Annotated in this window: 29 protein-coding genes and 2 tRNA genes; 20 read left to right on the forward strand and 11 right to left on the reverse strand. The window is 65.5% G+C overall.

Features of this window, described 5'->3' with window-relative positions; genetic code table 11:
* Nucleotides 1–9: 9 nt before the first annotated feature.
* Complete coding sequence (locus ACXAJV_RS01465; protein ID WP_475081104.1) at nucleotides 10–207, reverse strand: zinc-finger domain-containing protein; 198 nt, start codon at nucleotides 205–207, stop codon at nucleotides 10–12.
* A 91-nt stretch (nucleotides 208–298) separates the two neighbouring features.
* Between ACXAJV_RS01465 and ACXAJV_RS01470 the strand changes: the two genes are divergently transcribed.
* The 5 genes from ACXAJV_RS01470 (at nucleotide 299) to ACXAJV_RS01490 (ending at nucleotide 3,852) form a co-directional block, all read left to right on the forward strand.
* Entirely contained in the window at nucleotides 299–1,258 is a 960-nt protein-coding gene (locus ACXAJV_RS01470) for an ABC transporter ATP-binding protein (protein ID WP_475081107.1), read from the forward strand.
* 104 nt (nucleotides 1,259–1,362) lie between these two features.
* The gene (locus tag ACXAJV_RS01475) at nucleotides 1,363–1,743 is read left to right on the forward strand and encodes a hypothetical protein (protein WP_475081110.1); all 381 of its coding nucleotides are present in this window, start codon (nucleotides 1,363–1,365) and stop codon (nucleotides 1,741–1,743) included.
* A gap of 47 nt (nucleotides 1,744–1,790) precedes the next feature.
* Nucleotides 1,791–2,081: an autorepressor SdpR family transcription factor gene (locus ACXAJV_RS01480; RefSeq protein ID WP_475081112.1), complete on the forward strand. Its 291-nt coding sequence runs from the start codon at nucleotides 1,791–1,793 to the stop codon at nucleotides 2,079–2,081.
* Nucleotides 2,078–2,488, forward strand: coding sequence for a hypothetical protein (locus ACXAJV_RS01485; protein ID WP_475081115.1), 411 nt, complete (start codon nucleotides 2,078–2,080; stop codon nucleotides 2,486–2,488). The genes ACXAJV_RS01480 and ACXAJV_RS01485 overlap by 4 nt, the downstream gene beginning before the upstream one ends.
* 149 nt (nucleotides 2,489–2,637) lie before the next feature.
* Nucleotides 2,638–3,852 carry a GTP-binding protein gene (locus ACXAJV_RS01490; protein WP_475081117.1) on the forward strand — a complete coding sequence of 405 codons (1,215 nt, stop codon included), beginning with the start codon at nucleotides 2,638–2,640 and terminating at the stop codon, nucleotides 3,850–3,852.
* On the opposite strand, the gene ACXAJV_RS01495 is transcribed toward ACXAJV_RS01490, so the two are convergent.
* Nucleotides 3,849–4,031, reverse strand: a complete 183-nt coding sequence (locus ACXAJV_RS01495) for a hypothetical protein (protein ID WP_475081120.1) — start codon at nucleotides 4,029–4,031, stop codon at nucleotides 3,849–3,851. The two genes, ACXAJV_RS01490 and ACXAJV_RS01495, sit on opposite strands and share 4 nt — an antisense overlap.
* 64 nt (nucleotides 4,032–4,095) lie before the next feature.
* Between ACXAJV_RS01495 and ACXAJV_RS01500 the strand changes: the two genes are divergently transcribed.
* The 3 genes from ACXAJV_RS01500 (at nucleotide 4,096) to ACXAJV_RS01510 (ending at nucleotide 7,269) form a co-directional block, all read left to right on the forward strand.
* Entirely contained in the window at nucleotides 4,096–5,004 is a 909-nt protein-coding gene (locus tag ACXAJV_RS01500) for a lipid II:glycine glycyltransferase FemX (protein ID WP_475081123.1), read from the forward strand.
* A 61-nt stretch (nucleotides 5,005–5,065) separates the two neighbouring features.
* Nucleotides 5,066–5,638: a hypothetical protein gene (locus ACXAJV_RS01505; RefSeq protein ID WP_475081125.1), complete on the forward strand. Its 573-nt coding sequence runs from the start codon at nucleotides 5,066–5,068 to the stop codon at nucleotides 5,636–5,638.
* Nucleotides 5,639–5,730: 92 nt separating this feature from the next.
* Complete coding sequence (locus ACXAJV_RS01510; protein ID WP_475081127.1) at nucleotides 5,731–7,269, forward strand: alanine/glycine:cation symporter family protein; 1,539 nt, start codon at nucleotides 5,731–5,733, stop codon at nucleotides 7,267–7,269.
* 62 nt (nucleotides 7,270–7,331) lie between these two features.
* Here the strand turns inward: ACXAJV_RS01510 and ACXAJV_RS01515 are convergent, their stop codons facing one another.
* On the reverse strand, nucleotides 7,332–7,697 hold the full coding sequence (locus ACXAJV_RS01515) for a VanZ family protein (protein WP_475081128.1): 366 nt from the start codon (nucleotides 7,695–7,697) through the stop codon (nucleotides 7,332–7,334).
* A 61-nt stretch (nucleotides 7,698–7,758) separates the two neighbouring features.
* Here ACXAJV_RS01515 and bioB point away from each other — a divergent pair, with 61 nt between their 5' ends.
* Together bioB and ACXAJV_RS01525 are read left to right on the forward strand one after the other, a co-directional pair.
* Nucleotides 7,759–8,751 carry a biotin synthase BioB gene (bioB, locus tag ACXAJV_RS01520; protein WP_475081130.1) on the forward strand — a complete coding sequence of 331 codons (993 nt, stop codon included), beginning with the start codon at nucleotides 7,759–7,761 and terminating at the stop codon, nucleotides 8,749–8,751.
* Nucleotides 8,752–8,778: 27 nt separating this feature from the next.
* Nucleotides 8,779–9,054, forward strand: coding sequence for a 4a-hydroxytetrahydrobiopterin dehydratase (locus ACXAJV_RS01525; protein ID WP_475081132.1), 276 nt, complete (start codon nucleotides 8,779–8,781; stop codon nucleotides 9,052–9,054).
* Between the two features lie 10 nt (nucleotides 9,055–9,064).
* On the opposite strand, the gene ACXAJV_RS01530 is transcribed toward ACXAJV_RS01525, so the two are convergent.
* Nucleotides 9,065–9,535, reverse strand: coding sequence for a hypothetical protein (locus ACXAJV_RS01530; protein WP_475081134.1), 471 nt, complete (start codon nucleotides 9,533–9,535; stop codon nucleotides 9,065–9,067).
* 92 nt (nucleotides 9,536–9,627) lie between these two features.
* On the opposite strand from ACXAJV_RS01530, the gene ACXAJV_RS01535 reads away from it, so the two are divergent.
* From ACXAJV_RS01535 to ACXAJV_RS01545, 3 genes are read left to right on the forward strand one after another with little or no spacing between them, the layout of a single operon-like run.
* On the forward strand, nucleotides 9,628–10,350 hold the full coding sequence (locus tag ACXAJV_RS01535; protein ID WP_475081136.1) for an ImuA family protein: 723 nt from the start codon (nucleotides 9,628–9,630) through the stop codon (nucleotides 10,348–10,350).
* Complete coding sequence (locus ACXAJV_RS01540) at nucleotides 10,241–11,848, forward strand: Y-family DNA polymerase (protein WP_475081138.1); 1,608 nt, start codon at nucleotides 10,241–10,243, stop codon at nucleotides 11,846–11,848. The genes ACXAJV_RS01535 and ACXAJV_RS01540 overlap by 110 nt, the downstream gene beginning before the upstream one ends.
* 10 nt (nucleotides 11,849–11,858) lie before the next feature.
* Nucleotides 11,859–15,110, forward strand: a complete 3,252-nt coding sequence (locus tag ACXAJV_RS01545) for an error-prone DNA polymerase (protein ID WP_475081139.1) — start codon at nucleotides 11,859–11,861, stop codon at nucleotides 15,108–15,110.
* A 115-nt stretch (nucleotides 15,111–15,225) separates the two neighbouring features.
* Here the strand turns inward: ACXAJV_RS01545 and ACXAJV_RS01550 are convergent.
* Nucleotides 15,226–15,301, reverse strand: a tRNA-Ala gene (locus ACXAJV_RS01550).
* Nucleotides 15,302–15,521: 220 nt separating this feature from the next.
* Here ACXAJV_RS01550 and ACXAJV_RS01555 point away from each other — a divergent pair.
* The 7 genes from ACXAJV_RS01555 (at nucleotide 15,522) to bfr (ending at nucleotide 19,353) form a co-directional block, all read left to right on the forward strand.
* Nucleotides 15,522–15,821 carry a YggT family protein gene (locus ACXAJV_RS01555; protein ID WP_475081142.1) on the forward strand — a complete coding sequence of 100 codons (300 nt, stop codon included), beginning with the start codon at nucleotides 15,522–15,524 and terminating at the stop codon, nucleotides 15,819–15,821.
* Nucleotides 15,822–16,145, forward strand: coding sequence for a DUF167 domain-containing protein (locus ACXAJV_RS01560; protein ID WP_475081145.1), 324 nt, complete (start codon nucleotides 15,822–15,824; stop codon nucleotides 16,143–16,145).
* Nucleotides 16,135–17,031 (forward strand): bifunctional methylenetetrahydrofolate dehydrogenase/methenyltetrahydrofolate cyclohydrolase FolD, encoded by an 897-nt coding sequence (gene folD, locus ACXAJV_RS01565; RefSeq protein ID WP_475081147.1) that lies wholly within the window; start codon nucleotides 16,135–16,137, stop codon nucleotides 17,029–17,031. The genes ACXAJV_RS01560 and folD overlap by 11 nt, the downstream gene beginning before the upstream one ends.
* Nucleotides 17,032–17,100: 69 nt before the next feature.
* Entirely contained in the window at nucleotides 17,101–17,517 is a 417-nt protein-coding gene (locus tag ACXAJV_RS01570) for a response regulator (RefSeq protein ID WP_475081150.1), read from the forward strand.
* A 121-nt stretch (nucleotides 17,518–17,638) separates the two neighbouring features.
* On the forward strand, nucleotides 17,639–18,430 hold the full coding sequence (locus ACXAJV_RS01575) for a TIGR00266 family protein (RefSeq protein ID WP_271187444.1): 792 nt from the start codon (nucleotides 17,639–17,641) through the stop codon (nucleotides 18,428–18,430).
* Nucleotides 18,431–18,580: 150 nt separating this feature from the next.
* The gene (locus ACXAJV_RS01580; protein WP_271187443.1) at nucleotides 18,581–18,778 is read left to right on the forward strand and encodes a (2Fe-2S)-binding protein; all 198 of its coding nucleotides are present in this window, start codon (nucleotides 18,581–18,583) and stop codon (nucleotides 18,776–18,778) included.
* Between the two features lie 98 nt (nucleotides 18,779–18,876).
* The gene (gene bfr, locus ACXAJV_RS01585) at nucleotides 18,877–19,353 is read left to right on the forward strand and encodes a bacterioferritin (RefSeq protein ID WP_475081152.1); all 477 of its coding nucleotides are present in this window, start codon (nucleotides 18,877–18,879) and stop codon (nucleotides 19,351–19,353) included.
* A gap of 252 nt (nucleotides 19,354–19,605) precedes the next feature.
* Here bfr and ACXAJV_RS01590 read toward each other — a convergent pair.
* The 6 genes from ACXAJV_RS01590 to hemC form a co-directional block, all read right to left on the reverse strand.
* Nucleotides 19,606–19,681, reverse strand: a tRNA-Thr gene (locus ACXAJV_RS01590).
* 93 nt (nucleotides 19,682–19,774) lie between these two features.
* Nucleotides 19,775–20,404: a uridine kinase gene (gene udk, locus ACXAJV_RS01595; RefSeq protein WP_475081155.1), complete on the reverse strand. Its 630-nt coding sequence runs from the start codon at nucleotides 20,402–20,404 to the stop codon at nucleotides 19,775–19,777.
* Complete coding sequence (locus ACXAJV_RS01600) at nucleotides 20,401–21,867, reverse strand: heme biosynthesis HemY N-terminal domain-containing protein (RefSeq protein WP_475081157.1); 1,467 nt, start codon at nucleotides 21,865–21,867, stop codon at nucleotides 20,401–20,403. The genes udk and ACXAJV_RS01600 overlap by 4 nt, the downstream gene beginning before the upstream one ends.
* Nucleotides 21,864–23,156 carry a hypothetical protein gene (locus ACXAJV_RS01605; RefSeq protein WP_475081160.1) on the reverse strand — a complete coding sequence of 431 codons (1,293 nt, stop codon included), beginning with the start codon at nucleotides 23,154–23,156 and terminating at the stop codon, nucleotides 21,864–21,866. Before ACXAJV_RS01605 ends, ACXAJV_RS01600 begins: the two co-directional genes overlap by 4 nt.
* 31 nt (nucleotides 23,157–23,187) lie before the next feature.
* Complete coding sequence (locus ACXAJV_RS01610) at nucleotides 23,188–23,913, reverse strand: uroporphyrinogen-III synthase (RefSeq protein WP_475081162.1); 726 nt, start codon at nucleotides 23,911–23,913, stop codon at nucleotides 23,188–23,190.
* Nucleotides 23,914–23,921: 8 nt separating this feature from the next.
* Complete coding sequence (gene hemC, locus ACXAJV_RS01615; RefSeq protein ID WP_475081164.1) at nucleotides 23,922–24,887, reverse strand: hydroxymethylbilane synthase; 966 nt, start codon at nucleotides 24,885–24,887, stop codon at nucleotides 23,922–23,924.
* Nucleotides 24,888–24,899 lie beyond the last annotated feature (12 nt).

Below are 24,899 nucleotides of genomic sequence, written 5' to 3' on the forward strand. Positions count from 1 at the left end.
CCCACCCGGTCAGGCGGTCGGATCCTGCGCCGAACCCTTCTTCACGAAGCGGCGGCCGCAGTATCCGCACTCGACAAAGTCGTCCTCGCCCATTTCCAGATAAATCTTCGGATGGCCGAGCGCACCGCCGCCGCCATCGCAGGCAATGCGATGGTCTTCGGTGACGATGACTTCCGGCGGCGGAAAGGCATTGCTGGCGTCGGCCATTGAAAAGCCCTCATGGACAGACAGCGGGACGATCCCTAGGTATGGCGCCTAGTTATGGCGCTTGACCCCGTCCCGTCAATTCCGAGGCGACATGTCCGACAGTTCTTCCATGCCCGAATACGCCCTTGAAGCGATCGATCTTCGCAAGACCTATGGGAAGGCGGGCAAGGCGCCGCCGAAGGAAGCGCTCAAAGGGGTCGATCTCAGAGTCCGCCGCGGATCCATCTTCGGCCTGCTCGGCCCCAATGGAGCGGGCAAGTCGACTTTCATCAATATCTTCGCCGGTCTGGTGAACAAGACATCCGGCACGGCGCGGACCTGGGGCATTGATATCGACCATGACAGCCGGGCGGCGCGGGCCGCGATCGGCGTGGTGCCGCAGGAGATCAATACCGATGTCTTCTTCACGCCGCGCGAAACGCTGGAACTCATGGCCGGCTTCTACGGCGTACCGAAGGCCGAACGGCGGACCGACGAACTGCTCGATGCCGTGGGCCTGTCCGACAAGCGCGATGCCTATGTGCGGCAATTGTCCGGCGGGATGAAGCGCCGCCTTCTGGTCGCCAAGGCGATGGTGCACACGCCGCCTGTTTTGGTGCTCGACGAGCCGACAGCCGGTGTCGATATCGAGCTGCGCCGCCAGCTCTGGGAGTATGTGCGCGAACTGCATGCGCGCGGCACGACGATTGTGCTGACGACGCACTATCTGGAAGAAGCCCAGGAGCTGTGCGACGAGATCGCCATCATCGACCAGGGCGAGGTGATTGCCTGCGAGCCCAAGGACACCCTGCTCAAGCGGATGGATTCCAAGACGCTGGTGATCGAGCCGGTCGATGCGTTGAGCGCCGTGCCGGCGGAGCTGGCCGGGTATGATGCAGAGATCCGCGAGGATGGATCGCTGGCGATCACCTATCGCTATGGCGAACAGTCGGTCGCGGAAATGATCGAGAAATTCCGGGCCTCCGGCAATCGCATCGACGATCTGCGCACCGAGGAGGCCGATCTGGAAGACGTCTTCCTGGCGCTGACCTATCATCGCGAAAGCGCCTGAGGCGGGATGCGGCGGCGGCCAGTCCCCCGGCGGCTGCCCCTTTTCCGGCATGATTGCGGCGCAGGGTTGAAGCCGGGTCCGCGATGGACCGAAGGGAGGTCAACATGCGCACTCATCCAGTCCGCCGCTTTTTCGCAATCCTTGTTGCTGCGCCGGTCTTCGTATTCCTCGCCTGGTTTTTCGGAATATTCCTGCAGCCGCAGGGGCAGCTGGGCGCCGGTTTCGCAGCCGGGCTGATCGCGGTCAGCGCTCTGGCCGCCTTGTGGGTCTATGGCTGGCTTGTCCGTCCGGGGCCGAAAATGCGTTTCCGCAACCGGGGCGTCGACGGGATCGACAAGGACTGGGGTGTCGGCCTGACCGGCTATGCCCAACACCAGGACGGCCGCCGCCGGCGCGACGATACGGATGGTGACGATCTGGGCGGGCGCCGCTCCTCCGACGACGTGGACGGCGATGGCGATATCGAGGATGGCAGCCTCGCCTGAGGGCAGCCGGTTTGACTACAATTAGATAATTCGCTAATTATCTAAATATGAACGATGTCTTCAAAGCCCTCGCCGACCCGACTCGCCGCCAGGTTCTCCAGGCGCTCAAGGCCGGCCCGCAATCGGCGGGTCGGCTTGCGTCTGCCTTTCCCGTGTCCAAACCCACAATGTCCGCACATTTCGCCGTTCTTCGGCAGGCTGGCCTGGTGACCACGGAGAAGGACGGCAAGTCGGTGATCTATCACCTCAACGTCTCGGTACTCGAAGAGGCGCTGTTGGGCTTTGCGGGCGTGTTCGGCCTTTCGTCACAGACCCAAGATCCCGGAGACCCATCATGATCACCCGCCATATCGGCTTCGCGGTGGCCTATGCCGCCATTCTCCTGACCGTGTCGCTTTCGCTGGCCTTTGCCGATAGCCAGGGCTGGGTGGGCACGGGGCTGCCGGACCGCATTGTCGGCATCATGATCGGCATCACGGTAGCCGTTTTTGCCAATCCGGTTGCCAAACGTCTGCCAAGTGCGCCGGGCCCCGAAAGGAACCGTCCGGGTCATGCCGCCTTCCAACGTTTCACCGGTCTTGTCATGGTGCTCGCGGGGATAGGCTATGCGCTGGTCTGGGTCGTTGCGCCGGTGGGGCTGGCGCCCTGGATGGCCGCTTCTTTGGTGATGCTCGGCTTCGTTATCATCCTGGCGCGCCGGGTTTTGGCGGGGTCAGGAAAGAGCGGCCCCTCATCGGTCGAGTAACCGGAATCAGCGATGGTGGGCGGCTCTCGGCCCGATGGCCCCGCCCCTGCACCCAGACAATAGAGCGCAATCGGAAACCTGCCTTGAAACGGTCGGAAATGTGACGTTATAACATCAAAAAATATAGATGATTAAGGCAGGCGACACCGATGCAGACCGACAAGCTCCCCGTCACCGTTCTTTCCGGCTTTCTGGGCGCAGGAAAGACAACCCTGCTCAACCGCATTCTCAACACACCGCACGGCAAGCGTGTTGCCGTGATCGTCAATGATATGAGCGAGGTCAATATCGATGCCGAACTCGTCAGGGCCGGCGGTACTTCTGTGTCCCGGACCGACGAGAACCTCGTCGAAATGTCGAATGGCTGTATCTGCTGCACCCTGCGCGAAGACCTGCTCGAAGAGGTGACGGCGCTCGCCCTGTCGGGCCGGTTCGACTATCTGCTGATCGAGTCGACCGGCATTTCCGAGCCCCTGCCCGTCGCTGCCACCTTCGAGTTCCGCGCCGAGAATGGCGCATCGCTCGGCGACATCACCCGGATCGACACGATGGTGACCGTGGTCGACGCCGCCAACATGCTCAATGACTATTCCAGTTCTGATTTTCTGCGCGATCGCGGTGAGGTCGTTGATGACGAGGATGACCGTGCGCTCGTCCAGTTGCTTGTCGACCAGATCGAGTTTGCCGATGTGATTGTCTTGAACAAGGTTTCAAGCGTGCCTTCAGGCCAGCTGGAAACCATCCGGGCGATCCTGGGCGGGCTCAACCCCGATGCGCGCGTGATCGAGACCGACTATGCCGATGTGCCGCTAGAAGATGTGCTCGATACCGGCCGGTTCGACTTCGAGCGTGCGCACGAACACCCGCTCTGGGCCAAGGAATTGTACGGGTTTGCCGATCATGTGCCGGAGACCGAGGAGTACGGTATCGGGCATTTTGTCTATCGCGCGCGCCGTCCCTTCGATCCGGTGAAGCTGCAGGCCGTGTTCAACACGCCCTGGCCGGGCGTCGTGCGGGCAAAGGGCTTTTTCTGGATCGCGACCCGGCCCGACTGGCTGGGCGAGCTTAGCCAGGCTGGCCCCCTCGTGCAGAATGAAGGCATGGGCCGCTGGTGGGCGGCTGTTCCCCGCGAACAATGGCCTGACGGGGCACAGTTCACGACTTATCTAGAGACCCAATGGGACAAGGACTATGGCGACCGGCGCCAGGAAATCGTCTTTATCGGTATCGGCATGGACGAGGCGGCCTTGCGCGCCATGCTGGATGCCTGTCTGATCGATCCGGGGCGGGATGAAACAGGGCGCATTATCGCCCGCAGGGATTTGCGCGATCCTTTCCCGGCCTGGGGCCAGGCGGCTGCCTAGGCCAGGCACCACAACCCGGTGCAGACGCTGAAAAACACCTGCATAGCCAGGTCGAGCAGGCCGGTGATCACGAGCAGCGGGACGCCGACATAAAGAAAGACCAGCCAGACCGCCATCGGGGTCGGGCGCGGCTCTGTGATGCGGTGTCCCATCACGCTCTGGGCTTTTCTGGAAAACACGGTCAGTCTCCCGCGGGCAGTTCGGATCAGTTCCTGTTAACCGTGATTCCCTAACGCTTTGCCCATGCGACTCGACCCCGACATCAACCGGATCACCTGGGACATTGCCCTCATGAACCGTCCGGCTGCGCTGCAGCAGGACTGGAGCTATGGCGAAGCGGTGACGGCCCTGGGCGGTGAGGTCAGGCGCGTCGGGATTCTCGACGGCAACACGCTGGTCGGGCTGGCGCAATTCACCACGCGCCGGATCGGCGGTGTCGTGCAGATGGCCTTGTGCACGCGGGGCCCGGTCTGGCTTGAAGAGGTGGATCCGTCAGGCAAGGCTGCCGCAATCCGTGCCCTGCGCAAGGGGCTGGGGCTCGGCTGGCCGCGCCTCACCCTGGTCTCGCCCGATACTGAAACATCCCAGGGCATGGCCGGCCGTAGCCGTGTCATGACCGGATACTCCACCGTGCTGCTCGATCTGACGCAGGATCCGGAAGCCCTGCGCGCCGGGCTCGACCAGAAGTGGCGCAACCGGCTGAACGCGGCAGAGAAATCCAAGCTCAAGATTCAGCAGAATGGCACCAAGCTCGCACAGTATCGCTGGCTGCTGGAGACCGAGGAAGGCCAGCGCGTCAGCCGCGGATACCGCGCGACGCCGGCTACGCTGGTGCCGGCCTATGCCGATGCCAAGGGTGACCGCAACAGCGTGCTGATCCTGCGGGCCGATGAAGGACGCACCAAGATCGCCGGCATGCTTTTCCTCGTCCATGGTTGCGCTGCTACGTATCACATCGGCTGGAACGATCCGTCGGGCCGGGCATCGGGCGCGCATAACCTCATGCTCTGGCAGGCACTCGATCTGCTTCGCGAGCGCGGCGTCACACAGCTCGATCTGGGCGGCGTGAACACCGTCTCGGGCGCCGGGATTGCGCGCTTCAAGATCGGTACGGGCGGGCGTGTGGTCACCCTTTGCGGCACATTCCACTAGTATTCGCTGGCTCAATTCCCCGTGATCGGCCTAAAATGCTCCAAGGCTCTGGGGACACACTATGAAAAAGACGATCGCCGGTCTTGCGGCCTTTCTGTTGCTGGCCGCTTGCGGCCCCGAATCACAAACTGCCGCCGACATGCCAGTCATCACGGTTTTCGGTGTGATCGAAGCCGAGCCGACCCGCGCCGCGACGGATCCGGACATCGAACCGCTTTTTGCCCGGTACGGCCTTGCGTTCGAAGCGGCTGCCGAGCTGAGCTGGTCCCAGTTGGCCGCGCTTGAACAGTACCGGATCGATACCGATTTCCCGGCGGGCGGCCCGGTGCGCAGTTTTTCCGGTCCCTTGCTTCGGGACGTACTCGACCTGGTCCAGCCGCGCGACGAGCAGATCGTCGTCACGGCCCTGGACGGATATCAGCGCTCCATGGCGCGCATGACGCTTGATGTGCACGATGTGATCCTGGCGATCCGTCTCGACGGCGACCCGATCCCGCTGGGCGGTCTTGGCCCTGCCATGATCGTCTGGCCACGCGCGCAGGATCAGGCGCTCAACGGCATGCCCGACGATGACTGGGTGTGGGGTGTGTTTGCGATCGAAGTGCGTGCTGAAAACGCGTCGCTCGGCCCCTGATCGTCCGGGTACCGCGGACCTTTTGCATAAAGCACCTCCCCAAAACCGGCCGCAGTCCCTAAGGTGGCGCAAACCGGTTTCGGGGGAGAGACATGGACGCATTTTTCGACGGGGTCACCACTTTCAGTGATTTCCTGTGGGGCGGGACCTGGGGCGATACGCGCATCCTGCCTGTCGGCATTATCACCATCGCCCTTCTGGGCACGGGCCTTTTCTTCATGCTGCGGCTGGGCTTCCGCCCGCTGCTGCGGGTTTTTCCGGCTTTCGGCGAGCTGTGGAGCGGCCGCAAATCGACGGGTGAAGGCGAGATCACGCCCTGGAACGCGCTGTCGACGGCGCTGTCCGGCCAGGTTGGTACCGGCAATCTTGCCGGTGTCGCGACCGCCATCACGCTGGGCGGTCCCGGCGCCATTTTCTGGATGTGGGTGACGGCCCTGTTCGGCATGGCTGCGGCCTACGCCGAATCCAGCCTTGCCGTGCGTTTCCGCGAGCGTCACCCGGACGGCCAATTTCACGGCGGGCCGATGTATTACATCAAGAACGGTCTCGGAAAGAACTGGGGCTGGCTCGCCGTCCTGTTCTGCATTGGTACCGTTCTGTCGGCCTTTGCCACCGGCGGCATGATCCAGGCAAACTCGGTCACCCAGTCGGCGCTCGAAGCGGGCACGTCGCTGGGCTTCGAGCTGCAGAACTGGATGGTTGGCATCGTGCTGGCCGCGCTGGTTTTCCTGGTTATCATCGGCGGCATCAAGTCGATCGGTAGCCTGGCCGGCAAGGTCGTGCCGGTGATGGCGGTGGCCTATGTGCTGTGTGCCCTGTTCGTGCTGATCACCCATATCGACCATATCCCGGGCGCTTTCGGCCAGATCTTCGGCCAGGCCTTCGGCTTCGGTCAGGCCGCCGGTGGTCTTGCCGGCTATGGTGTGCTCGCAGCTGTGCGGGCCGGTGTGGCCCGCGGCCTGTTCTCCAACGAGGCCGGTCAGGGTTCCGCCCCGATCGCCCACGCGGCGGCGCAGACCAAGAACCCGGTCAAGCAGGGCGAAATCGCCATGCTGGGTGTGTTCATCGATACGCTGGTGATCTGCACCCTGACGGCGCTGGTCATTCTGGTCGTCGAGGGCGCCTATCCCAATGATGACGGTACGACGGCGTCCTATGCCTGGCAGGCGACCTCGCTGGAAGCCTCGGCCATCACCACGGCGGCGTTCTCCACCGGTATGTTCGGCGGCGCCTGGGTGATCCTCGCAGCGCAGGCCTTGTTCGCCTTCACCACCATTATCGGCTGGTCCTACTATGCCGAGACGTCGCTGACCTATGTGTTCGGCGACTGGGCGGCCAAGCCGTTCCGCTACCTCTGGGTCGTGATCGCCTTTGTCGGCACGCTGATCGTCAATGTCGACGGGCTGTGGCGCTTCGGCGATGTGGCGAATTCCTGGATGCTGTTGCCGAATGTGGTGGCGCTGCTGATGCTGTCGGGCGTGGTGGTCTCCATGACCAAGCGCTTCGACAAAACCGGCGAGCTGCCGCCGAACTGGGCCGGCGATGACTGGGGTACGACCGAGACTCCGGAAGACACCATCACCGCTGTATCGCCTGATGGCAGCGGCGAAGACAGCAAGCCGAACGCCTGATTTTCAGGTCTTTGGTGAACAGGATCAGGCCCCGCTCCGGCGGGGCCTTTTCTTTTTGCCGGTCAGGATGCTGTGTGGTCCCAGCGGCGAAGACCGTTGAACAGGCGGATCAGGGCAAATCCCACCAGAATGCCGACCGCATCGGCGACCAGATCGGCCAGAGAGGCAACGCGGCCCGCGTTCAGAGCCTCCTGCGCGGCTTCGATGCCGAAGCCATAGGCCAGCAGGAGCAGCGCGATCAGCCAGCCTGGCAGCCTCGGCCAGGCCAGGCGGGACACAATTGTCAGCACCAGAAAGGCGGCCGCGTGTTCGATCTTGTCGGAACCGAGCAGGCTGCCTGGCAGGTCTGGGGCCGGTTGCAGGGCGAGGTCGGTGATGACCACCACTGCCACGGCCAGTACGATCCGTGCTGCCCAGCGCAGTGTCATGTCTGGACGCGGCGCGCCACTGTTTCTAGGTTCCCTTGTCATTTTCCGGGACTGACCTTTCATGACCACACTGCTCAGCGATATCGACCTTCTGGCACAGCCCCGCATGGACTGGACGCGTGAAGACGCGGCCCGGATCTATCGCGCACCGTTCGGCGATCTCATCTTCGCCGCCCAGTCTGTGCACAGAAAGTGCCATCCGGCCAACCAGGTCCAGACCAGCCAGCTGCTTTCCATCAAGACCGGCGGTTGTGCCGAGGATTGCGGCTATTGCAATCAGTCCGCCCATTTCGATACCGGGCTTAAAGCGTCCAAGCTGATGCCGCTGGATGAAGTGCTCGACGCGGCGAAAAAGGCCAAGGATGGCGGCGCGACGCGCTTCTGCATGGGCGCCGCCTGGCGCGAGCTGAAACCGCGCGACGAGGACAAGGTCTGCGACATGATTACCGGCGTGAAGGCGCTGGGCATGGAGACCTGTGTGACGCTGGGCATGCTCGCCGACGGCCAGGCCGAACGTCTGCGCGATGCGGGGCTGGACTATTACAATCACAATCTCGACACCGCGCCGGAAGATTATGGCCGGGTGATCTCGACGCGCACCTATCAGGACCGTCTCGACACGCTGTCGCGCGTGCGCGGTGCGGGTATCCATGTGTGCACCGGCGGGATTGTCGGCATGGGCGAGGACGAGAGCGCCCGGATCGGGCTGTTGACCGAGCTCGCCTCGATGGACCCCCATCCGGAAAGCGTGCCGATCAACCATCTGGTCGGCGTGGCCAATACGCCGCTGGGGGATTCAAAGCCGCTGGACGGGATCGAGTTTGTGCGCACCATCGCCACGGCGCGCATCCTGATGCCGGAATCCATGGTCCGTCTGTCGGCCGGCCGTGAAGGCATGAGCCAGGAATTGCAGGCGCTGTGCTTCCTCGCCGGCGCCAACTCGATCTTCGTCGGCGAGGAATTGCTGACCACGCCCAATCCGGGCGAGAGTGAGGATTTCGATCTGTTCCGGGCCTTGGGCATCGAGCCGATGGCTCTGCCGGCCGCGGAATAGATCAGTGCGCAGAACGGGAGGTCGAAGATGGAGCGTATCGGAGCAGAAGCCGCCCTCAAGGCGCTGACCGGCTGGTCTGCGGTCGAAGGGCGCGATGCCATCCGCAAAGTGTTCGAATTCGAGGATTTCAACGCCGCCTGGGGCTTCATGAGCCGGGTCGCGGTGAAGGCCGACAAGGTCGACCATCACCCCGAATGGTTCAATGTCTACAACAAGGTGGACGTGACCTTGGCGACGCATGACGCCGATGGCGTGACCGAAAAGGATATCGATCTGGCATCCTTCATGGACGCCATCGTCTGAGCTGCTGCCGTCAATCGGCGTGGATGATCACCATGCCGATCAGCACTTCGGCGCCTTCCTGGCCAAGAGTGATATCGGTTGCTTCCTGCAGGATCTGCGCGATGCGGTCGGCATCCGGCACGTCGCCGAAACGATAGCTCATGCCGGTATAGGCGCTCAGACCCGAAACCCAGGCATTGCGCAGGCGCGGCAGGTAGCGTTCGGCGCGGCGGCGCAGTTGTGGATCCTCGATCTCCAGCCCGGCCTCGATCTGCAGCAGGCCGCGGGCGCGGTGATTGGCCTGCACGGTCGCTGTCAGCGGCGGCAGGGGCATATAGGTCTGTGACGGGGTGATCATCCGCCGGCGCGTTTCCTCGCCCTGGGCCGGTGCATGGCTGCCACCGCCGCCACCCCCGCCACCGGCGGCAATGGCCGGACCGGTTGCCGAGGCCAGCAGGACGGCCGCAAGGCCGCAGGTCAGAAGTGAGCGCGAGCGTGTCATGCCCCTGTCCTAGCAGGCGGCGGTAAAGGAAGCGTTCCTGTAGCAACTGCCGGGACCTTGACTCTTTCCGGCATTGGAACAAAAACAGAACAATGAGATCGAAGCCGGATATCCTGGCCCCCGAAGCGGGGCATGAGCTGCCCTTTCCCTACGGGCTGGGCGAGGCGGGTGTGCACGAGCTGGCCGAGGCCGGGTTCGGGGACTTTCCGGCGCTGACCGGGCTGGCCCTGGCGGCGGTCCGCGATACGGGCCGTACCGGCGGGCTTGTCTGGATCCGCCAGGCGGCGCTGGCGCGCGAGCACGGGCGGCTCAGCGGGCGAGGCCTGGCCGGGTTCGGGATCGATCCGGGGCGTATACTCCTGGTCGAGGCGAAGGGCCGAATGGAGGCCCTGCAGGCTGCCGAGGAGGCCTGCCGGGCGTCCGGTCTCGCGGCCGTGATCGCCGAACTGGACGATATGGATTTCACGGCCTCGCGGCGGCTGGGTCTGGCCTGCGAAACCAGCCGGACGCCGCTGCTCCTGATCTTCCCCCATACGCGGTCGGGGGCAACGGCCGCGCAGGGGCGCTGGCGGGTCTCGGCCCGGCCATCCGCTCCGCACGAACACGATGCGCGCGCCCCGGGGCGGCCGGCCTGGCGCGCCATCCTGGAAAAGTCCCGCCTGCAGCCGGGCAAGGCGGGACGGGTCTTTGACCTGGAGTATGATGATGCGACGCCATGTCTGCGTCTGGTTTCCCGACTGGCCGCTCGACCGGCTGCACCGCAGCCGCGCCGGATCGGTGCCGGCTTTGCCGGCGTCTGGCGTGACGCCGGATGACGCGGCCGGGGACATCCCCTTCGTCCTGACCGAGGCCGGACGGAACGGCCTGCGTGTGGTCGCCGCCACTGATGCGGCGCGCAGCGCGGGTGTGGAGCCGGGCCTGCGTTTTGCCGATGCCCGTACCCGGGTGCCCGAGCTGGCGGCCGAACCGGTCGACCGGACTGCCGACGCGCAGGCACTGGAAAAACTGGCCCTGTGGATGGAGTGCTGGTCGCCTGCGATCGCCGTGGCCGGGGCCGACAGCATCCTGATCGACATGACCGGCGGGGCGCACCTGTTTGGCGGGGAAGACGCCATGCTGGACCATATGGAGATGCGGCTGAAGCGGGCGGGCCTGCCGGTCCGGCTGGGTCTGGCACCGACCCCGGGCGCGGCCTGGGCGCTGGCGCATGAAGCGTTTGGCGGCCGGGCTGGGCGGCGTGTGGACGAGGCCGGTCTGAAGCCGGGGCTGGCCGGTCTGCCCATGGCGGGGCTGCGCCTGTCCGATGCCAGCCTTACCCTCCTGCGCCGTTTCGGCTTGACGCGCATCGGCCAGCTCTACGGCATCGACCGCAAGGCGCTGGCGCGGCGCTTCCATTCTGTCAGTGCGGCCGATGCCGTGCTGACACGGCTGGACCAGGCGCTGGGGCTACGGCCGGAACCGCTGGATCCGCTACGTGCGCCGCCGGATCATTCCGTGCGCCTGCCCTGTCCGGAACCGCTGCTGCATCCAGACGGGATACGGACGGGGCTGGAGCACCTGGCCCCGGCCCTGTGCGAACGGCTCGAGGCGCATGGTGAAGGCGCCCGGCGTTTCCGGCTGGCGATTTTTCGCAGCGATCAGAGCGTCGCCGCCGTGACCGCCGGTGCCGCGCGCCCGGTACACGATCCGGCTCACCTGCTCACCCTGTTCCGCGACCGGCTGGACGGGCTCGATCCCGGCTTCGGTGTGGAGTTGATGGAGCTGGAGGCTGCCCGCACGGGCCCGGTCACGCCCCGGGCCCGGCCGCTGGATGCGGTTCTGGCCGGTGATGGTCCGGACTCGGCCGCTCTGGCTGTGCTGGCCGACCGGATCACGGTCCGGCTGGGTGATCGCGTGGTGAAAATCCTGCAGCCGGTGGAAAGCCATCTGCCCGAGCGCGGTGAGGCGCTGGCCATCTATGACGGTGAATTGCCCGACTGGCAGTCCGCCACACCGCCGGGACCGGCCCCGCGCCCGCTGCGCCTGTTCGAACGGCCGGAAAGCCTGGAGGTGATCGCCGAAGTTCCTGACGGCCCGCCCATGCGTTTCGTCTGGCGCCGCATCGTGCACCGGGTGCGCCGTGCCGACGGACCGGAGCGGATCGCACCGGAATGGTGGCGCGCCGGCGCGTCCGGTCCGGGCGGGCGCCGGGCGCGCGACTATTACCGGATCGAGGACGAGGAAGGCCGGCGCTACTGGATCTTCCGTGAAGGTCTCTATGGCGATGGCCGTGGCGGGCCGCCGGCCTGGTTCATCCACGGCCTGTTTGCGTGAGGCGGCAGCAATGACCGGTTATGCCGAACTGCTCTGCCTGACGAATTTCTCCTTTCTGCGCGGGGCCTCCCATGCCGAAGAACTGGTAGCCGCGGCCAAGGCGCTGGGGCTGGACGCGCTGGGCGTTTGCGACATCAACACGCTGGCCGGCGTGGTGCGGGCGCATCTGGCTGCCAAGGAACAGGGGCTGCGCCTGCTGGTCGGCGCCCGGCTGCGTCCGTCCGACGGGCCGGACCTGGTCTGCTATCCCACCGACCGGGCTGCCTATGGCCGCCTCTCGCGTCTGCTGTCGCAGGGCAAGACGGGAGACGTGGAGGGCGAGGTGCCCAAGGGCGAGTGCCATATCACCGTCGCGGACATTATCGAGCACGCCGAAGGGCAGATCTTCATCGCCGTGCCGCCGGATGTGCCGGGGCCGGATTTCGAACCGCTTCTGGTCCGGCTGGCCGGTCTGTGGGGCGACCGGCTCTATCTGGCGGCCGTACATCGCATGACCGGTGGCGACCGGGCCCGTCTGGGGGCGCTGGAGGCCCTGTCCGGCCGCACCGGTGTACCGCTCGTCGCCAGCCAGGATGTGCTCTACCACACGCCGGCGCGGCGGCCGCTGCAGGATGTGCTGACCTGTATCCGCGAGGGCTGTTCGATGGAGGCAGCCGGCTTCCGGCTTGCCGCCAATGCCGAACGCCATCTCAAGCCGCCGGAGGAAATGGCGCGCCTGTTCACCGGGTTCGCCCCGGCCCTGGCGCGCACCCGCGAGATCGCCGCGCGTTGCCGCTTCTCGCTGGACGAGTTGTCCTATGTCTATCCCGACGAGCCCGTCCCCCCTGGCCGTACGCCCCAGGAGCATCTGATTGCCCTGACCTGGGCCGGTGCCCACACCCGCTATCCCGACGGTATTCCCGACAAGGTCTCACGGCTGATCTCCCGGGAGCTCGCCCTGATCGAGGAACTCGACTATCCGGCCTATTTCCTCACCGTGCACGACATCGTCGCCTGGGCCCGCGCCCAGGGCATTCTGTGCCAGGGACGCGGATCGGCCGCGAATTCGGCCGTGTGTTACTGCTTGGGCATAACCGAGGTCGATCCGGCCCGGTCCAGCCTCCTCTTTGCCCGCTTCCTGTCGAAAGAGCGCAAGGAGCCGCCGGATATCGACGTCGATTTCGAGCATGAGCGGCGCGAGGAGGTGATCCAGTATGTCTATCGCCGCTATGGCCGCGAGCGGGCAGCGCTGACGGCGACGGTGATCTGCTACCGCCCCCGCTCGGCCCTGCGCGAAGTGTGCAAGGCGATGGGCCTGTCCGAGGATGTCGCCACGGCCATGGCCAGCACGGTCTGGGGTAGCTGGGGCCGCAAGGTGGATGGCGAGCATATCCGCAAGGCCGGGCTGGATCCGGATAATCCGGCGGTGCGTCTCGCCCTGCGCCTGGCTGGCGAGCTGATCGGCTTTCCGCGCCACCTCTCCCAGCATGTCGGCGGTTTCGTGCTCACCCAGGGCCCGCTGGTGGAGACCGTGCCGATCGGCAATGCCGCCATGGACGAGCGCACCTTCATCGAATGGGACAAGGACGATATCGACGCGCTGGGCATCATGAAGGTGGATGTGCTGGCTCTGGGCATGCTGTCCTGCATTCGGCGTGCCTTTGACATGCTGTCGCTCTACAAGGGCGAGGACTGGACCATGGCCGCCCTGCCGCCGGGCGACGAAGCCGTCTATGACATGTTGTGCCGTGCTGACAGCCTGGGCGTTTTCCAGGTGGAAAGCCGCGCGCAGATGTCGATGCTGCCGCGCCTTCGGCCGCGCAATTTCTACGATCTGGTGATCGAGGTGGCGATCGTCCGGCCCGGCCCGATCCAGGGCGATATGGTTCACCCCTATCTGCGCCGCCGCAAGGGCGAGGAAAAAGTCGTCTTTCCCAGTCCCGACCCGGAGCACGGACCGCCGGACGAGCTGGAGCAGATCCTCCGTCGCACGCTGGGCGTCCCGCTCTTCCAGGAACAGGCGATGCAGATCGCTATCGATGCCGCCAAATTCACCCCCGACGAGGCGAACGGGTTGCGCCGGGCGATGGCGACCTTCCGCAAGCTGGGCACCATCGCGAATTATGAGGCCAAGATGGTCGAGGGGATGACCGCGCGCGGCTATTCCGAGGACTTCGCCCGGCGTTGTTTCGACCAGGTCAAAGGGTTTGGCGATTATGGTTTTCCGGAAAGCCATGCGGCCAGTTTCGCGCTTCTGGTCTATGTCTCCTCCTGGCTGAAATGCCATCATCCCGACGTGTTCGCTGCCGCGTTGTTGAACTCCCAGCCGATGGGGTTCTATGCCCCCGCCCAGATCGTGCGCGATGCGCGCGAGCACGGGGTCGAGGTGCGGGCTCCCGACATCAATCACTCCGGCTGGGACTGCACGCTGGAGCCGTCCGAGACCGGTGATTTCGCGCTGCGCCTGGGTCTGCGGATGATTGACGGGATGCGCGAGGCCGACGCGGTGCGGCTGGTGGAGGTGCGGGGCGCGGGCTATGCCGATCCGGCGGCCTTGCGCCGGCGGGCGGGACTGGACCGGGGCGCCATGGAGCGCCTGGCCGCGGCCGATGCCTTCCGCTCGACCGGCCTGGATCGCCGCCAGGCCCTGTGGGCGGTGCGCGGCGGGGCGAAGGATGCCGGCCTGCCCCTGTTCGACCGGGCGGATACGGACAGTTTCGGCCATGAGGACCGGGTCGCCCTGCCCGCCATGCCGCTGTCGGAACATGTGTTGCAGGACTATCAGACCACCGGCCTTTCCCTGAAAGCCCACCCCATGCGCTTCCTGCGCGAGCGCTATGCGGGCATGGGGCTTGTGCCGACCCGGTCGGCCAATGCCCGGCCCAGTGGCAGCTGGGTGAAGACCGGCGGCGTGGTACTGGTGCGCCAGCGTCCGGGCACGGCCAGCGGGGTGGTCTTCATCACCCTCGAAGACGAGAGCGGCATTGCCAATCTCGTCGTCTGGCCGCGCGTTTTCGACATCTACCGCCCCGTCGTGATGGGCGCGCGCATCCTGGCGGTGCGAGGCCGGGTGCAAAGCGCCGACAATGTCACCCACCTCGTTGCCGAGGAGCTCGTCGATTGCACCGACGATCTTTATCGCCTGTCCGAGGATGCCCAGCGCGCCGCCCTGGACCGGGCCCTGGCCCCGACCGACGAGGTCGCCCGCCCCGTCAGCCGCGACCCGCGCGGCCGCCATCCCCGAAATGTCCGCGTGATCCCGAAGAGCCGGGATTTTCATTGAAGGGGGGGAGCGTGTGGCCAACGCGCGCTCCTTCGTCACGGATTCGAAGGGCATCTCTTCGCCCCGGAGTGCGCGCTCCGGATGGCTTGCCATCCGAAGCCCGCAGGGCGAAGGATGGTGGAGCCGAGGGGAATCGAACCCCTGACCTCGTCATTGCGAACGACGCGCTCTCCCAACTGAGCTACGGCCCCGTCACCTTCCCGCAAACGCAAGGCGCAGCGGGTTTGGGAGCAATTTATGTGTCACCGGATTGCGGACACGTCAACGCGTCTGTCGCAGAAGGGCATTTCATGCCGGACCTGCCCGTCCAGCGCGGGGGTGTATGCCGGCGAGCGCACACGCTTCTGGACCTTCCCTGCCTGGCCGGGCTAGAAGCAGGGAAAGCGAGCGAATGCCGAGGAAAACCCGCCCATGTCCCCGATTGACGGCCTCATTGTCTACATCATCCACCCGTTGCTGAACCTGTTGTGGATCGTTGTCCTTGTCAGCGTGATCCTCAGCTGGCTGATCAGCTTCAATGTGGTGAATGCGCACAATCAGTTTGTCTCGACGATCTGGCGCGTGACTTCGGCGATCACCGAACCGCTCCTGTCGCCGATCCGGCGCGTCCTGCCGCCACTCGGCGGGATGGATTTCTCGCCCATCGTCCTTCTTCTGCTGATCGGCTTCGTGCAGGGCTATGTGCTCGGAGAGCTGATGCGCATCTTCTAGATGAGCGGCCTGCAGAGCGACGCAAGCGGGCTTGTCCTGCATGTCCGCCTGACGCCCAATGCTTCGGCGGACACGGTTGAAGGCTGGCAGGACAGCGCCGATGGCAGCCGGCATCTGGCGGTGCGCGTGCGCGCCGTGCCCGAGAAGGGCAAGGCCAACACCGCGCTGATTGCGCTTCTGGCGAAGCATCTGGGTCTTCCCAAACGCGATCTGGATGTTATACGCGGCGCCACATCCCGACTGAAGACCGTCCGCATCGAGGCCGAGGGCCCGGCGCTGGCGCGTATCCGGAGCCTGCTGGAGGGCCCAAGCGATGAGCGCTGAACTGATCGATGGCAAGGCCGTTGCGGCTGAAATCGACGCCAAGGCCGCCGAGGCTGCGGCCGGACTGGCCAAATCCCTGGGACGCGTGCCCTGTCTTGCCGTGGTGCTGATCGGCGACGACCCGGCCAGCGAAGTCTATGTCCGAAACAAGGGACTTCGTACGCAAGCGGCGGGCATGCGCTCGATCGAGATCCGCAAGCCGGCGGAGACGTCCGAGGCCGAAGTGCTGGAGATCGTGGCCGGCCTCAATGCCGATGACGGTGTGGACGGCATCCTCGTGCAGATGCCGCTGCCCGACCATATCGACGCCAACCGCGTCATCGGGGCAATCCATCCGGACAAGGATGTCGACGGACTGACCGAAGCGTCGGCCGGACGTCTCGTCTTGGGCAAGCCCGGCCTTCGCCCGTGCACGCCGTCGGGCTGTGTGTTGCTGGCCGAGCGCGCGATGGGCGATGTGTCGGGCAAGTCGGTGGTGGTGATCGGTCGCTCGATCCTGGTCGGCAAGCCGACCGCCCTGCTCTTCCTGGAAAAGAATGCCACCGTCACCATCGCGCATTCGCGCACCAAGGACTTGCCCGCTCTGGTCCGTACCGCCGATATCGTGGTGCCGGCCGTAGGCCGTCCTGAAATGGTCAAGGGTGACTGGATCAAGCCGGGCGCCTGTGTGCTGGATGTCGGGATCAACCGTATCCCGGCGCCCGAACGCGGCGAGGGCAAGACCCGCCTGGTCGGCGATGCGGCCTTCGGCGAGATCGTGAAACATGCGGGCTGGATTACGCCGGTTCCCGGCGGTATCGGGCCTATGACGATTGCCATGCTCCTGCGAAACACGGTAATCGCAGCAGCGCTGCGTCACAGCGTGAAGTTGCCGGCCGGATTTTGACGGCAAAAGGGGCGTCATAAACAGTTCGGTAAGGCAACCGGGCTAGTCTGGCGGTCGAGGGAGGAATTGATGGCGAACCGCGCACTCAAAGTGCTGCACGTCGAGGATGATTTTGCGGATGCGATGCTGGTCCAGCATGCTGTCTGTGAAGCCGGCGACCTGGACATCGCTTTCGAGGTAGCCCGCACGCTTCGGGATGCCAAACGCCTGCTCGATCGCAATGAGTACGACCTTGTCCTGCTCGACCTGCGTTTGCCGGATTCCATCCACCCCGGCGACACTCTGGAAACCACGCAGAGCCATGCCGGCGACACGCCGATCCTGATCCTGTCGGGCTCGATGAGTGTCGACGCGGCGCGCTTGCCGGACGATATCGCCCGCCTCGACAAGAATGAGAGCTTCCGCAAGAGCTGCGGCGATGTACCGGTGCATCTGGCCCATCGCATCCGCGAAGCGGTCGGCCAGACCGATATCCAGACTATCTGATCCGTTTTCCGACCCGGCATGAAGGACGGCGCCCCGGGAAGGGCCCCGGCACAATACCGCTTGCCCGGACGGTCCGTCGCCCTAGGCTGTCCCTTCAAATTGCATGCGAAGGGGATTGTGCATGAGCCAGACGGACGTGATCGACTACAAGATCGGCGGCGGCGACATCCAGTATGTCGAGATTGAACTGGATCCGGGCGAGAGCGTCGTCTCGGAAGCCGGTGCGATGATGTACAAGTCGCCCAGTATCGGCATGGACGCCGTGTTCGGCGACGGTTCGTCGAAACAGTCAGGCGTCTGGGGTGCTCTGGCCGGCGCCGGCAAGCGGCTCCTGACCGGCGAGAGCCTGTTCATGACGGTCTTCACGCACCAGGGGCAGGGCAAGGCGCATGTTGCCTTCGCCGCGCCGTTTCCGGGCACCATCATCCCGGTTCACCTGCCGGATATGGGCGGCGAGCTGATCTGCCAGAAAGACAGTTTCCTGGCCGCCGCCAAGGGCGTGTCCATCGGGATTGCACTGCAAAAACGCATCATGACCGGCCTGTTTGGCGGTGAAGGCTTCATCATGCAGCGTCTGCAGGGCACGGGCTGGTGCTTTGTGCACGCCGGCGGCACGCTGATCGAGCGCGAACTGGCGCCGGGTGAGGAACTGCACGTCGATACCGGCTGCGTGGTCGCCTATACGCCGGGCGTCGATTTCGAGATCGAGCGGGCCGGCAATATCAAGTCGATGATATTCGGCGGTGAGGGCGTGTTCTTTGCGCGTCTGCGCGGCCCGGGGAAGGTCTGGCTCCAGTCGATGCCGTTCTCACGCCTCGCGGGTCGTATCCTGGCGAATGTGCCGCGCACCGGTTCCGGTCAGGGCGAAGGCTCGGTCCTCGGCCCGATCGGCGATATCATGCGCGGCAGTTAGCGGCTGGAGCGCCTGCCGGCCTGCCACAGGGGCGGACCGGCGGCGCTCCTGTAAACAGGGCGTGACTGACTCTGCATTGATTATGAAGTTGACAGTCATTCGCATTCGCGGGACAAGTTTCTTTACGACCTCCGGGAAACGAGTCCGCCCATGTATGTCTGCATCTGCAACGCCCTGCGCGACAAGGAACTCCAGGCTGCCGCTGCTGATCCGGCGGTGAAGGAAGTCGGTTGCGTGTTCAAGCGCTGCGAAGCCAAGCCGCGCTGCGGGCGCTGCCTGCCGGATGTGGCCGACATGATCGCGATGCACCGCCTTGGCCCGGAAGGGCTTGCCACGGCAGCCGAATAGCCGCGAGCGCTTCCCACTTTCACTTGCAAAGATAGCGGTTGGCCGCAGGCCGCATTTCCGTACAGTACGGCGCATCCAGTCACTACGGGAGATGCGCCATGAAGGGCGATGCCAAGGTCATCGAATATCTCAACCAGGCGCTCAAGCTCGAGCTGGCGGCGGTAAACCAGTATTTCCTGCATGCCCGGATGTACAAGGACTGGGGCTTCGGCAAGATCGCCGAGGTCGAGTATGAGGAATCAATCGACGAGATGAAGCACGCCGATCTCCTGATCGAGCGCATCCTCTTCCTCGAAGGCCTGCCCAATGTGCAGGACCTGTCCAAGATCTATATCGGCGAGACCCTGAAGGAATGCATCGAGTGTGACCTGAAGATCGAGAAGCGGGCCCACCCCTTCTATGTCGAGGCGATCGCCTATTGCGAACAGGCCCAGGACTTCGTCTCCCGCAAGATCTTCACCGACATCCTCGCCTCCGAAGAAGAGCATATCGACTATCTGGAGACCCAGCTCGGCCTGATCGAGAAGATCGGCGAAGAGCGCTACATGCAGTCCCAGTTGAAGTCCGGCGAATAGGGCGGCGGCGCGGCGGGCGCCTGCAAAGAAGATTCTTCAAGCGGAGGAATGAAGCGGTTGGTGTCTGACGCCAGCCGCCCTCCTTCGCAAAGGCTTCGGAGGGCACCGCTTCGCCCGCAGGGCGAAGGATGATGCCAGTCTTCGGACCAAGCTTGAACCCCGCAGCCTTGAGCGCGTTCCATGTGAGCATCGACCCCGACACCGACTGCGGTGACAGGCTCGGGTCGAGCGGAGCGGGAACAAAGGAAAAAATGGTGCCGCTTGCGTGACTCGAACACGCGACCTACGCATTACGAATGCGTTGCTCTACCAGCTGAGCTAAAGCGGCCCATTGCATATGCTCCGGCCCGTCTGGCTGGAGGCGGCGGAAACTAACCGCGAAACCGGGCCCGGGCAAGTCCCGCTGCAGCAGGAAAACCACTTATTTGCGGCGCTGCGCCTCGACCGTGTCGATGACCGGCCGCGCGAGTGCGTCGAAATCCGGTTTGCCCATGTTTTCAACGACGATATCGGCGTGCGCGCGCTGGGGTTCGACGTGTCGTTCATGCATCGGCTGAACGATGGTGTTGAACTGCAGCGTCACGGATTCCGGTGTGCGGGCGCGTTCGCTGACATCTCGGGCCATGCGTCGCGCGAAGCGTGTCTGCTCGCAGGCATCGACGAAAACGGCCAGATCCAGCGTGCGGGCAATATCCGGGCTGGCCAGCAGGTGCAGCCCCTCCACCAGAATAATTGGCGCCGGCTCGCGCTGTGCGGTCTCCGCACTCCGGCGGTGCGTCCTGAAGTCATAGAGCGGTGTATGCACCGCTCCGCCCGCTTTCAGCTGGCCCAGATGCGCGGCCAGAAGATCGTGGTCCTTCGCTGCCGGCTCGTCAAAATTGAACGTGTCAGCATTGAAATCGGGGATCGCTGTCGCGTCGATATAATAATCGTCCTCGGGGATGACATAGGTGCCCTGCGGCGCGAAATGACGGGCCAGCGCCTCGGCGAGGCGCGACTTGCCGGAGGCTGAACCTCCGACAATGCCGAGCAGGAAAACGGGATCCGTCATGCGCCGCGGCCGTCGCCGTCCTCGTCCGCCTCGACACCGGGATCGTCGGGCATGCGCGGCGGGGCGTCGGCAAACTGGGCGCTGCGCGAGGCAGCAGCCCGTTTCGGCCGGGGTGCTTCCAGCAAGGCGGTCTCAGGCACGGTCTCGGCGATGCGCTCGAAGCGCTCATAGCGCGGATGGGTCAGCCGATTCTCGTCGCCATAGACATAGACCATGCGTTTCCAGTCATCCGGCGTGTAGGCGAACAGCCGCCCGTCCGGATCGATGTCGGTCCAGTCAGCCTCGGCCGTGGCGTGGGAAGCGCGGGTCATCCAGCGCCGGGCCTGCTCGTCGCGGCCTTCCAGGCGCGCGAGGCGGGCCGCGAAGGCGCACAGGCGCGAGGACGGCGCCTCGGTCTTCGCCAGGATCGGGTCCAGCAGTTCGCGGGCGGCCGGCGCATCCCCGTCCTCCAGGGCCGTCTGGATACGGATCAGGCGGCTTTCACGATGATCGGGGTGGAGGGCTGCCAGCGCGTTGAGGCGTTCCAGCCGTTTGGCCTTGCTGTCGGACTTGCGTAGCTCGCGATAGGCCTGCGCCAGCGCCGGGTGAGGTTCTGCGGCCCAGGCGGACTCGATCACTTCAGACGCCTTCTTGTGGCGCCGGCCCTCGGCCAGGAGCCGTGCGGCTAGGGCCGCAGCGGGGGCGAAAGCGGCGGCCGCGCGATGGGCCGAAAGCGCCAGCTCGCGCGCCTTCTCGGCATCGCCCTGCTCGCAGGACAGCGCAGCGGCGGTCAGCAGGACGGCGCGGCGGCGCTTGGCGATGTCCGGCGCGACATGCTTGCGCTTTTCCCCTTCGCTCAGGGTCGCAGACGCGTCTTCCCAGCGTCCTTCGGCCACCTGGGCATCGAACAGGGCATCAAAGGCCCAGCGCGCGCCCTTGGCCTGGCTGAAGGCATCGGCGGCATGCTCGGCCGTTGCCTTGTGATCGCCGCGCTCATGGGCCAGCTGCGTAAGGCCGCGTCGGGCAACCACACGCGTGCGCTGGTCTTCCAACAGGGCTTCATACTGGGTCTGCGCGCCATCGAGATTGCCGGCAGCTTCAGCGGCGCGGGCCGCCAGCAGGCGTGACAGGGCGGGCCGGTCCAGCAGGGCGTCGGCGCGGGCAGCCTGGCGGACGGCGGCTTCGCCATCGCCGGCAGCCGAAGCGATCAGGGCGCGTTCCAGCGCGTCATAACCCTGTTCCCGGCGGCGGCGGGATAGGAAGGCCTTCACCTTGTCCGGCGAGGTCCACAACATGTAGATGCCCCACCACACGACCAGAAGCAGGAAGGCGAACAGGATCGTGCCACCGGCCGCGACCACGAAGGGCATCTCCATCCGCGTGCCGAGGAATTCAAAGGTCGCGCGGCCTGGATTGAGGGCCAGGAAGGCGCCGAGTGCGGCGGTGAGCACGGCGAAGGCGACGGCGAGGATCAGGCGGATCATAGCGGATCGGCTCCCAGCGCGGTGGCATCGTCGGCGAGCGTCTGCCGCAGCCGGGTCAGGCGAAGGTCGAGATCCTGGCGGGCCCGCGCCGAGATCAGCCAGTCGCGCGCGGCTTCGAGCGCCTCGCCCTCCAGACGTTCGGTCAGGGCGATGGCGCCTTCCAGATCGTCCTGTGACAGCCGGTCTTCGGCCAGGGCGGTGATCGCCAGCGCGCCGGTCTCGTCATCGCCGGCCTCGGCCTGGCGAACCTCGATCAACCCGAAAAAGATGCGGCCGGGTCCGGCGGCTTCGCGAATGGCGCTGCCGGGATAGTTGGCGGCCAACTGGTCGAGGGTTGGCACGCCGGCACGGGCGACAGGCGCCAGGGCCTCCAGGTCGGCATTGTCGCGCCACAGACGCGCGAGGGCGGCGCGTTCGGCTTCGAAACCCTCACCCGTCATTGCGACTTCTCGCAGGGCTGTAAGCGCCAAGGCGCGGGCCGCGAGTGTCCGTGACGCCCGCGCATCATCGCCGCCGGTACTCTGTGCGGTGCGCGTTGCGGTGTCGGCCGCCGACTGCGCTGTTTCGGCCAGGGAGCGGGTTTCTCCCAACCGGCCGTCGAGGGCGGAGAAATCGCTTTCCAGCCCGGCAATTCGGGCATTGAGCGCTTCGATCTGCGGTGCCGGATCTTCGAAGCCGATGCCGGGTGCGGCGTTGCCTGTATCGCCGGCCTGCTCGAGCGCAGCGAGGCGCTGGGTGATGTTCTGCAGGACTTGCGGGTCGATGCTGTTGGCAGTCGAGGCCTGGGCACCGTCCAGCGCCTGGTTGGCGAGGGCGTCGATATCGGCGATGGCGGCTTCCAGCTGGTCGAGCCGGCGTTCCAGCGGCGCCGGGTCAAAAGCGCTGCCGGTTGTGGCTGCAGGCGCGTTTTCCAGAGCGGTCAGCCGCGCTTCCAGTGGGGCAATATCGGTCTGACCGCCGGCTTCCAGGGCCTCCATGATGGCGGACAGATCGTCCTCGGGAAGCTGCGCCTCCATCGAGGTCAGCCGGGCTTCCAGTGCCGTGATCGCATCCGTCAGGGCGGCCCGTTCTGCCGCCGCGCCATCGTCAGACGGTGCCGGCACGCCGAAATAGGTCTGCCCGGCATAGCCGATGGCACCGCCCGCTGCGCTCGCCAGCAGGAAGACCGCGAACAGCGACGGCCAGCCCGGACCTTTGCGCACAGGCTTTCCGGCCGGGCGGGAATCGTCCGCCGGCTCGAACTCGGCATCGACGGGTTCGGGATCGAGAGTGTCGTTGGGATCAGCCATGTCGGCCCGTGATTCGCGTGTTTCGACCAGCTTAGGACGCGTTCGAGGCGCGCGCCAGTTCCGAGGTCTCGTCCAGCAGGGCGAGGAGCGCGTCCTCATTGGGCCGGGGCGCAGCGATGAGGGCACCGAAACCCGCGCCTTCCAGCGGTGTCAGCGCATTGGCGGAGATGCCGTAGACCGTGACCGAGCCCAGCCAGTGGTGCAGCCCGAATTTGCGCAGCAGGTCGAGGAAGGTTTTCGCGCTCCGGGCAGAATGGATCAGCACCGAGACCGGCGCGCCGGAGACAATCGCCGCGATGGCCTCCTCGCCTAGCGTATCCACGGCGACGGCGCCATAGCCGATCGCGTCATGCACCCTGAACCCGTGCGGTTTCAGTGCGCCGCCCAGATCACCGGCGACATGGATGCCGCGCACATGCAGGAGGTCGCCATCGGCCGGTTTCAGCTTGCGCAGGATCAGCCGGGCAAGCGCCTCGACATCGCCCTTGGCGGTGAAGACCTTCTTGAAACCGATATCGCGGGCTACGTCCGCGGTTGCGTCACCGACTGCGAGAACAGGCAGATCGCGCTCCGGCCGGCGCGGGCCCCACGCCCGCACGCCATTGGCGCTGGTAAAAACGAGCGCCTGAGTTCCCGTCAGATCGACATCGATTCGCGCCCGGAAATTGATATCGAGCACCGGTGACACAATGGGGTCGATGCCCATCCGCCGCAGACCTGCAGCGGTGCGTTCGGCGCCGGGCCATCCGCGTGTCACCAGAACCGTCATGCCGTACCGAGAACCTCTGAAAGCCGGTCTCCGGCGGCAACGCGCACGGCTTCTCCCAGGGCCTGGCCGGCCGTGTCGGCGTCGGTGAGGGAGGCTGTCATCATCTCGATCCGGGACTGTTCGCGCCAGCGATACTGGCCATCAGGTGTCAGGACTTCGCCGGTGAAATCCATTGATTCATTATTAAGATGGGCCGCAATCGGGGTGCGGCAAGACCCATCCAGTTTTCTTAGAAAAGCACGTTCTGCGACAATCGCAAGCTCTGTCGCGGCATGATTGAGCGGCGCGAGCCAGGTGCGGGCGTCGGCATCGTCCGTGCGGACCGCAACACCAATAGCGGCCTGGGCCGCCGCTGGCAGCATCTCGTCCATCGCCAGCGGTTCGCGCCGTGCTTCGTCCCGTCCGAGACGGTTCAACCCGGCGCGCGCCAGAAAAGTCGCGTAGATCTCGCCATCGCGCAACCGGCCCAGACGGGTATCGACATTGCCGCGCAGAGGCACGACGGTCAGGTCCGGGCGGGCGTGCAGCAGCTGGGCCTGGCGGCGCAGGCTGGCCGTGCCGACGGTCACGCCTTCCGGCAGATCGGCCAGGCGGCTCTCTCCGCCGCGGGCGAGCAGCATGTCGCGCGGATCCTCCCGCTCGAGAATGGCGCCGAGGGCCAGCCCGTCGGGCAGCTCGGTCGGGACATCCTTCATGGAATGCACCGCGAAGGTCGCCTCGCCGGCCAGCTGGGCCTCATCGATCTCCTTGGTAAAAAGCCCCTTGCCGCCGGCCTCCAGAAGGGTGCGGTCCTGGATCCGGTCGCCAGTGCTGACCAGGCCCAGAATGGGGAAAAGGCGTTCGCCCTCTTCCGTGTCGAGGCCGCAGGCGGCAATGAGGCGGGCCTGCACATCGCGGGCCTGGACCAGGGCGAGGGGCGAGCGGCGGGTGGCGATGGGCTGGGGCGTGGACGGCGGCTTCACGTTGCAGGATCC

The organism is Maricaulis sp. ABE4_448, assembly GCF_056160825.1.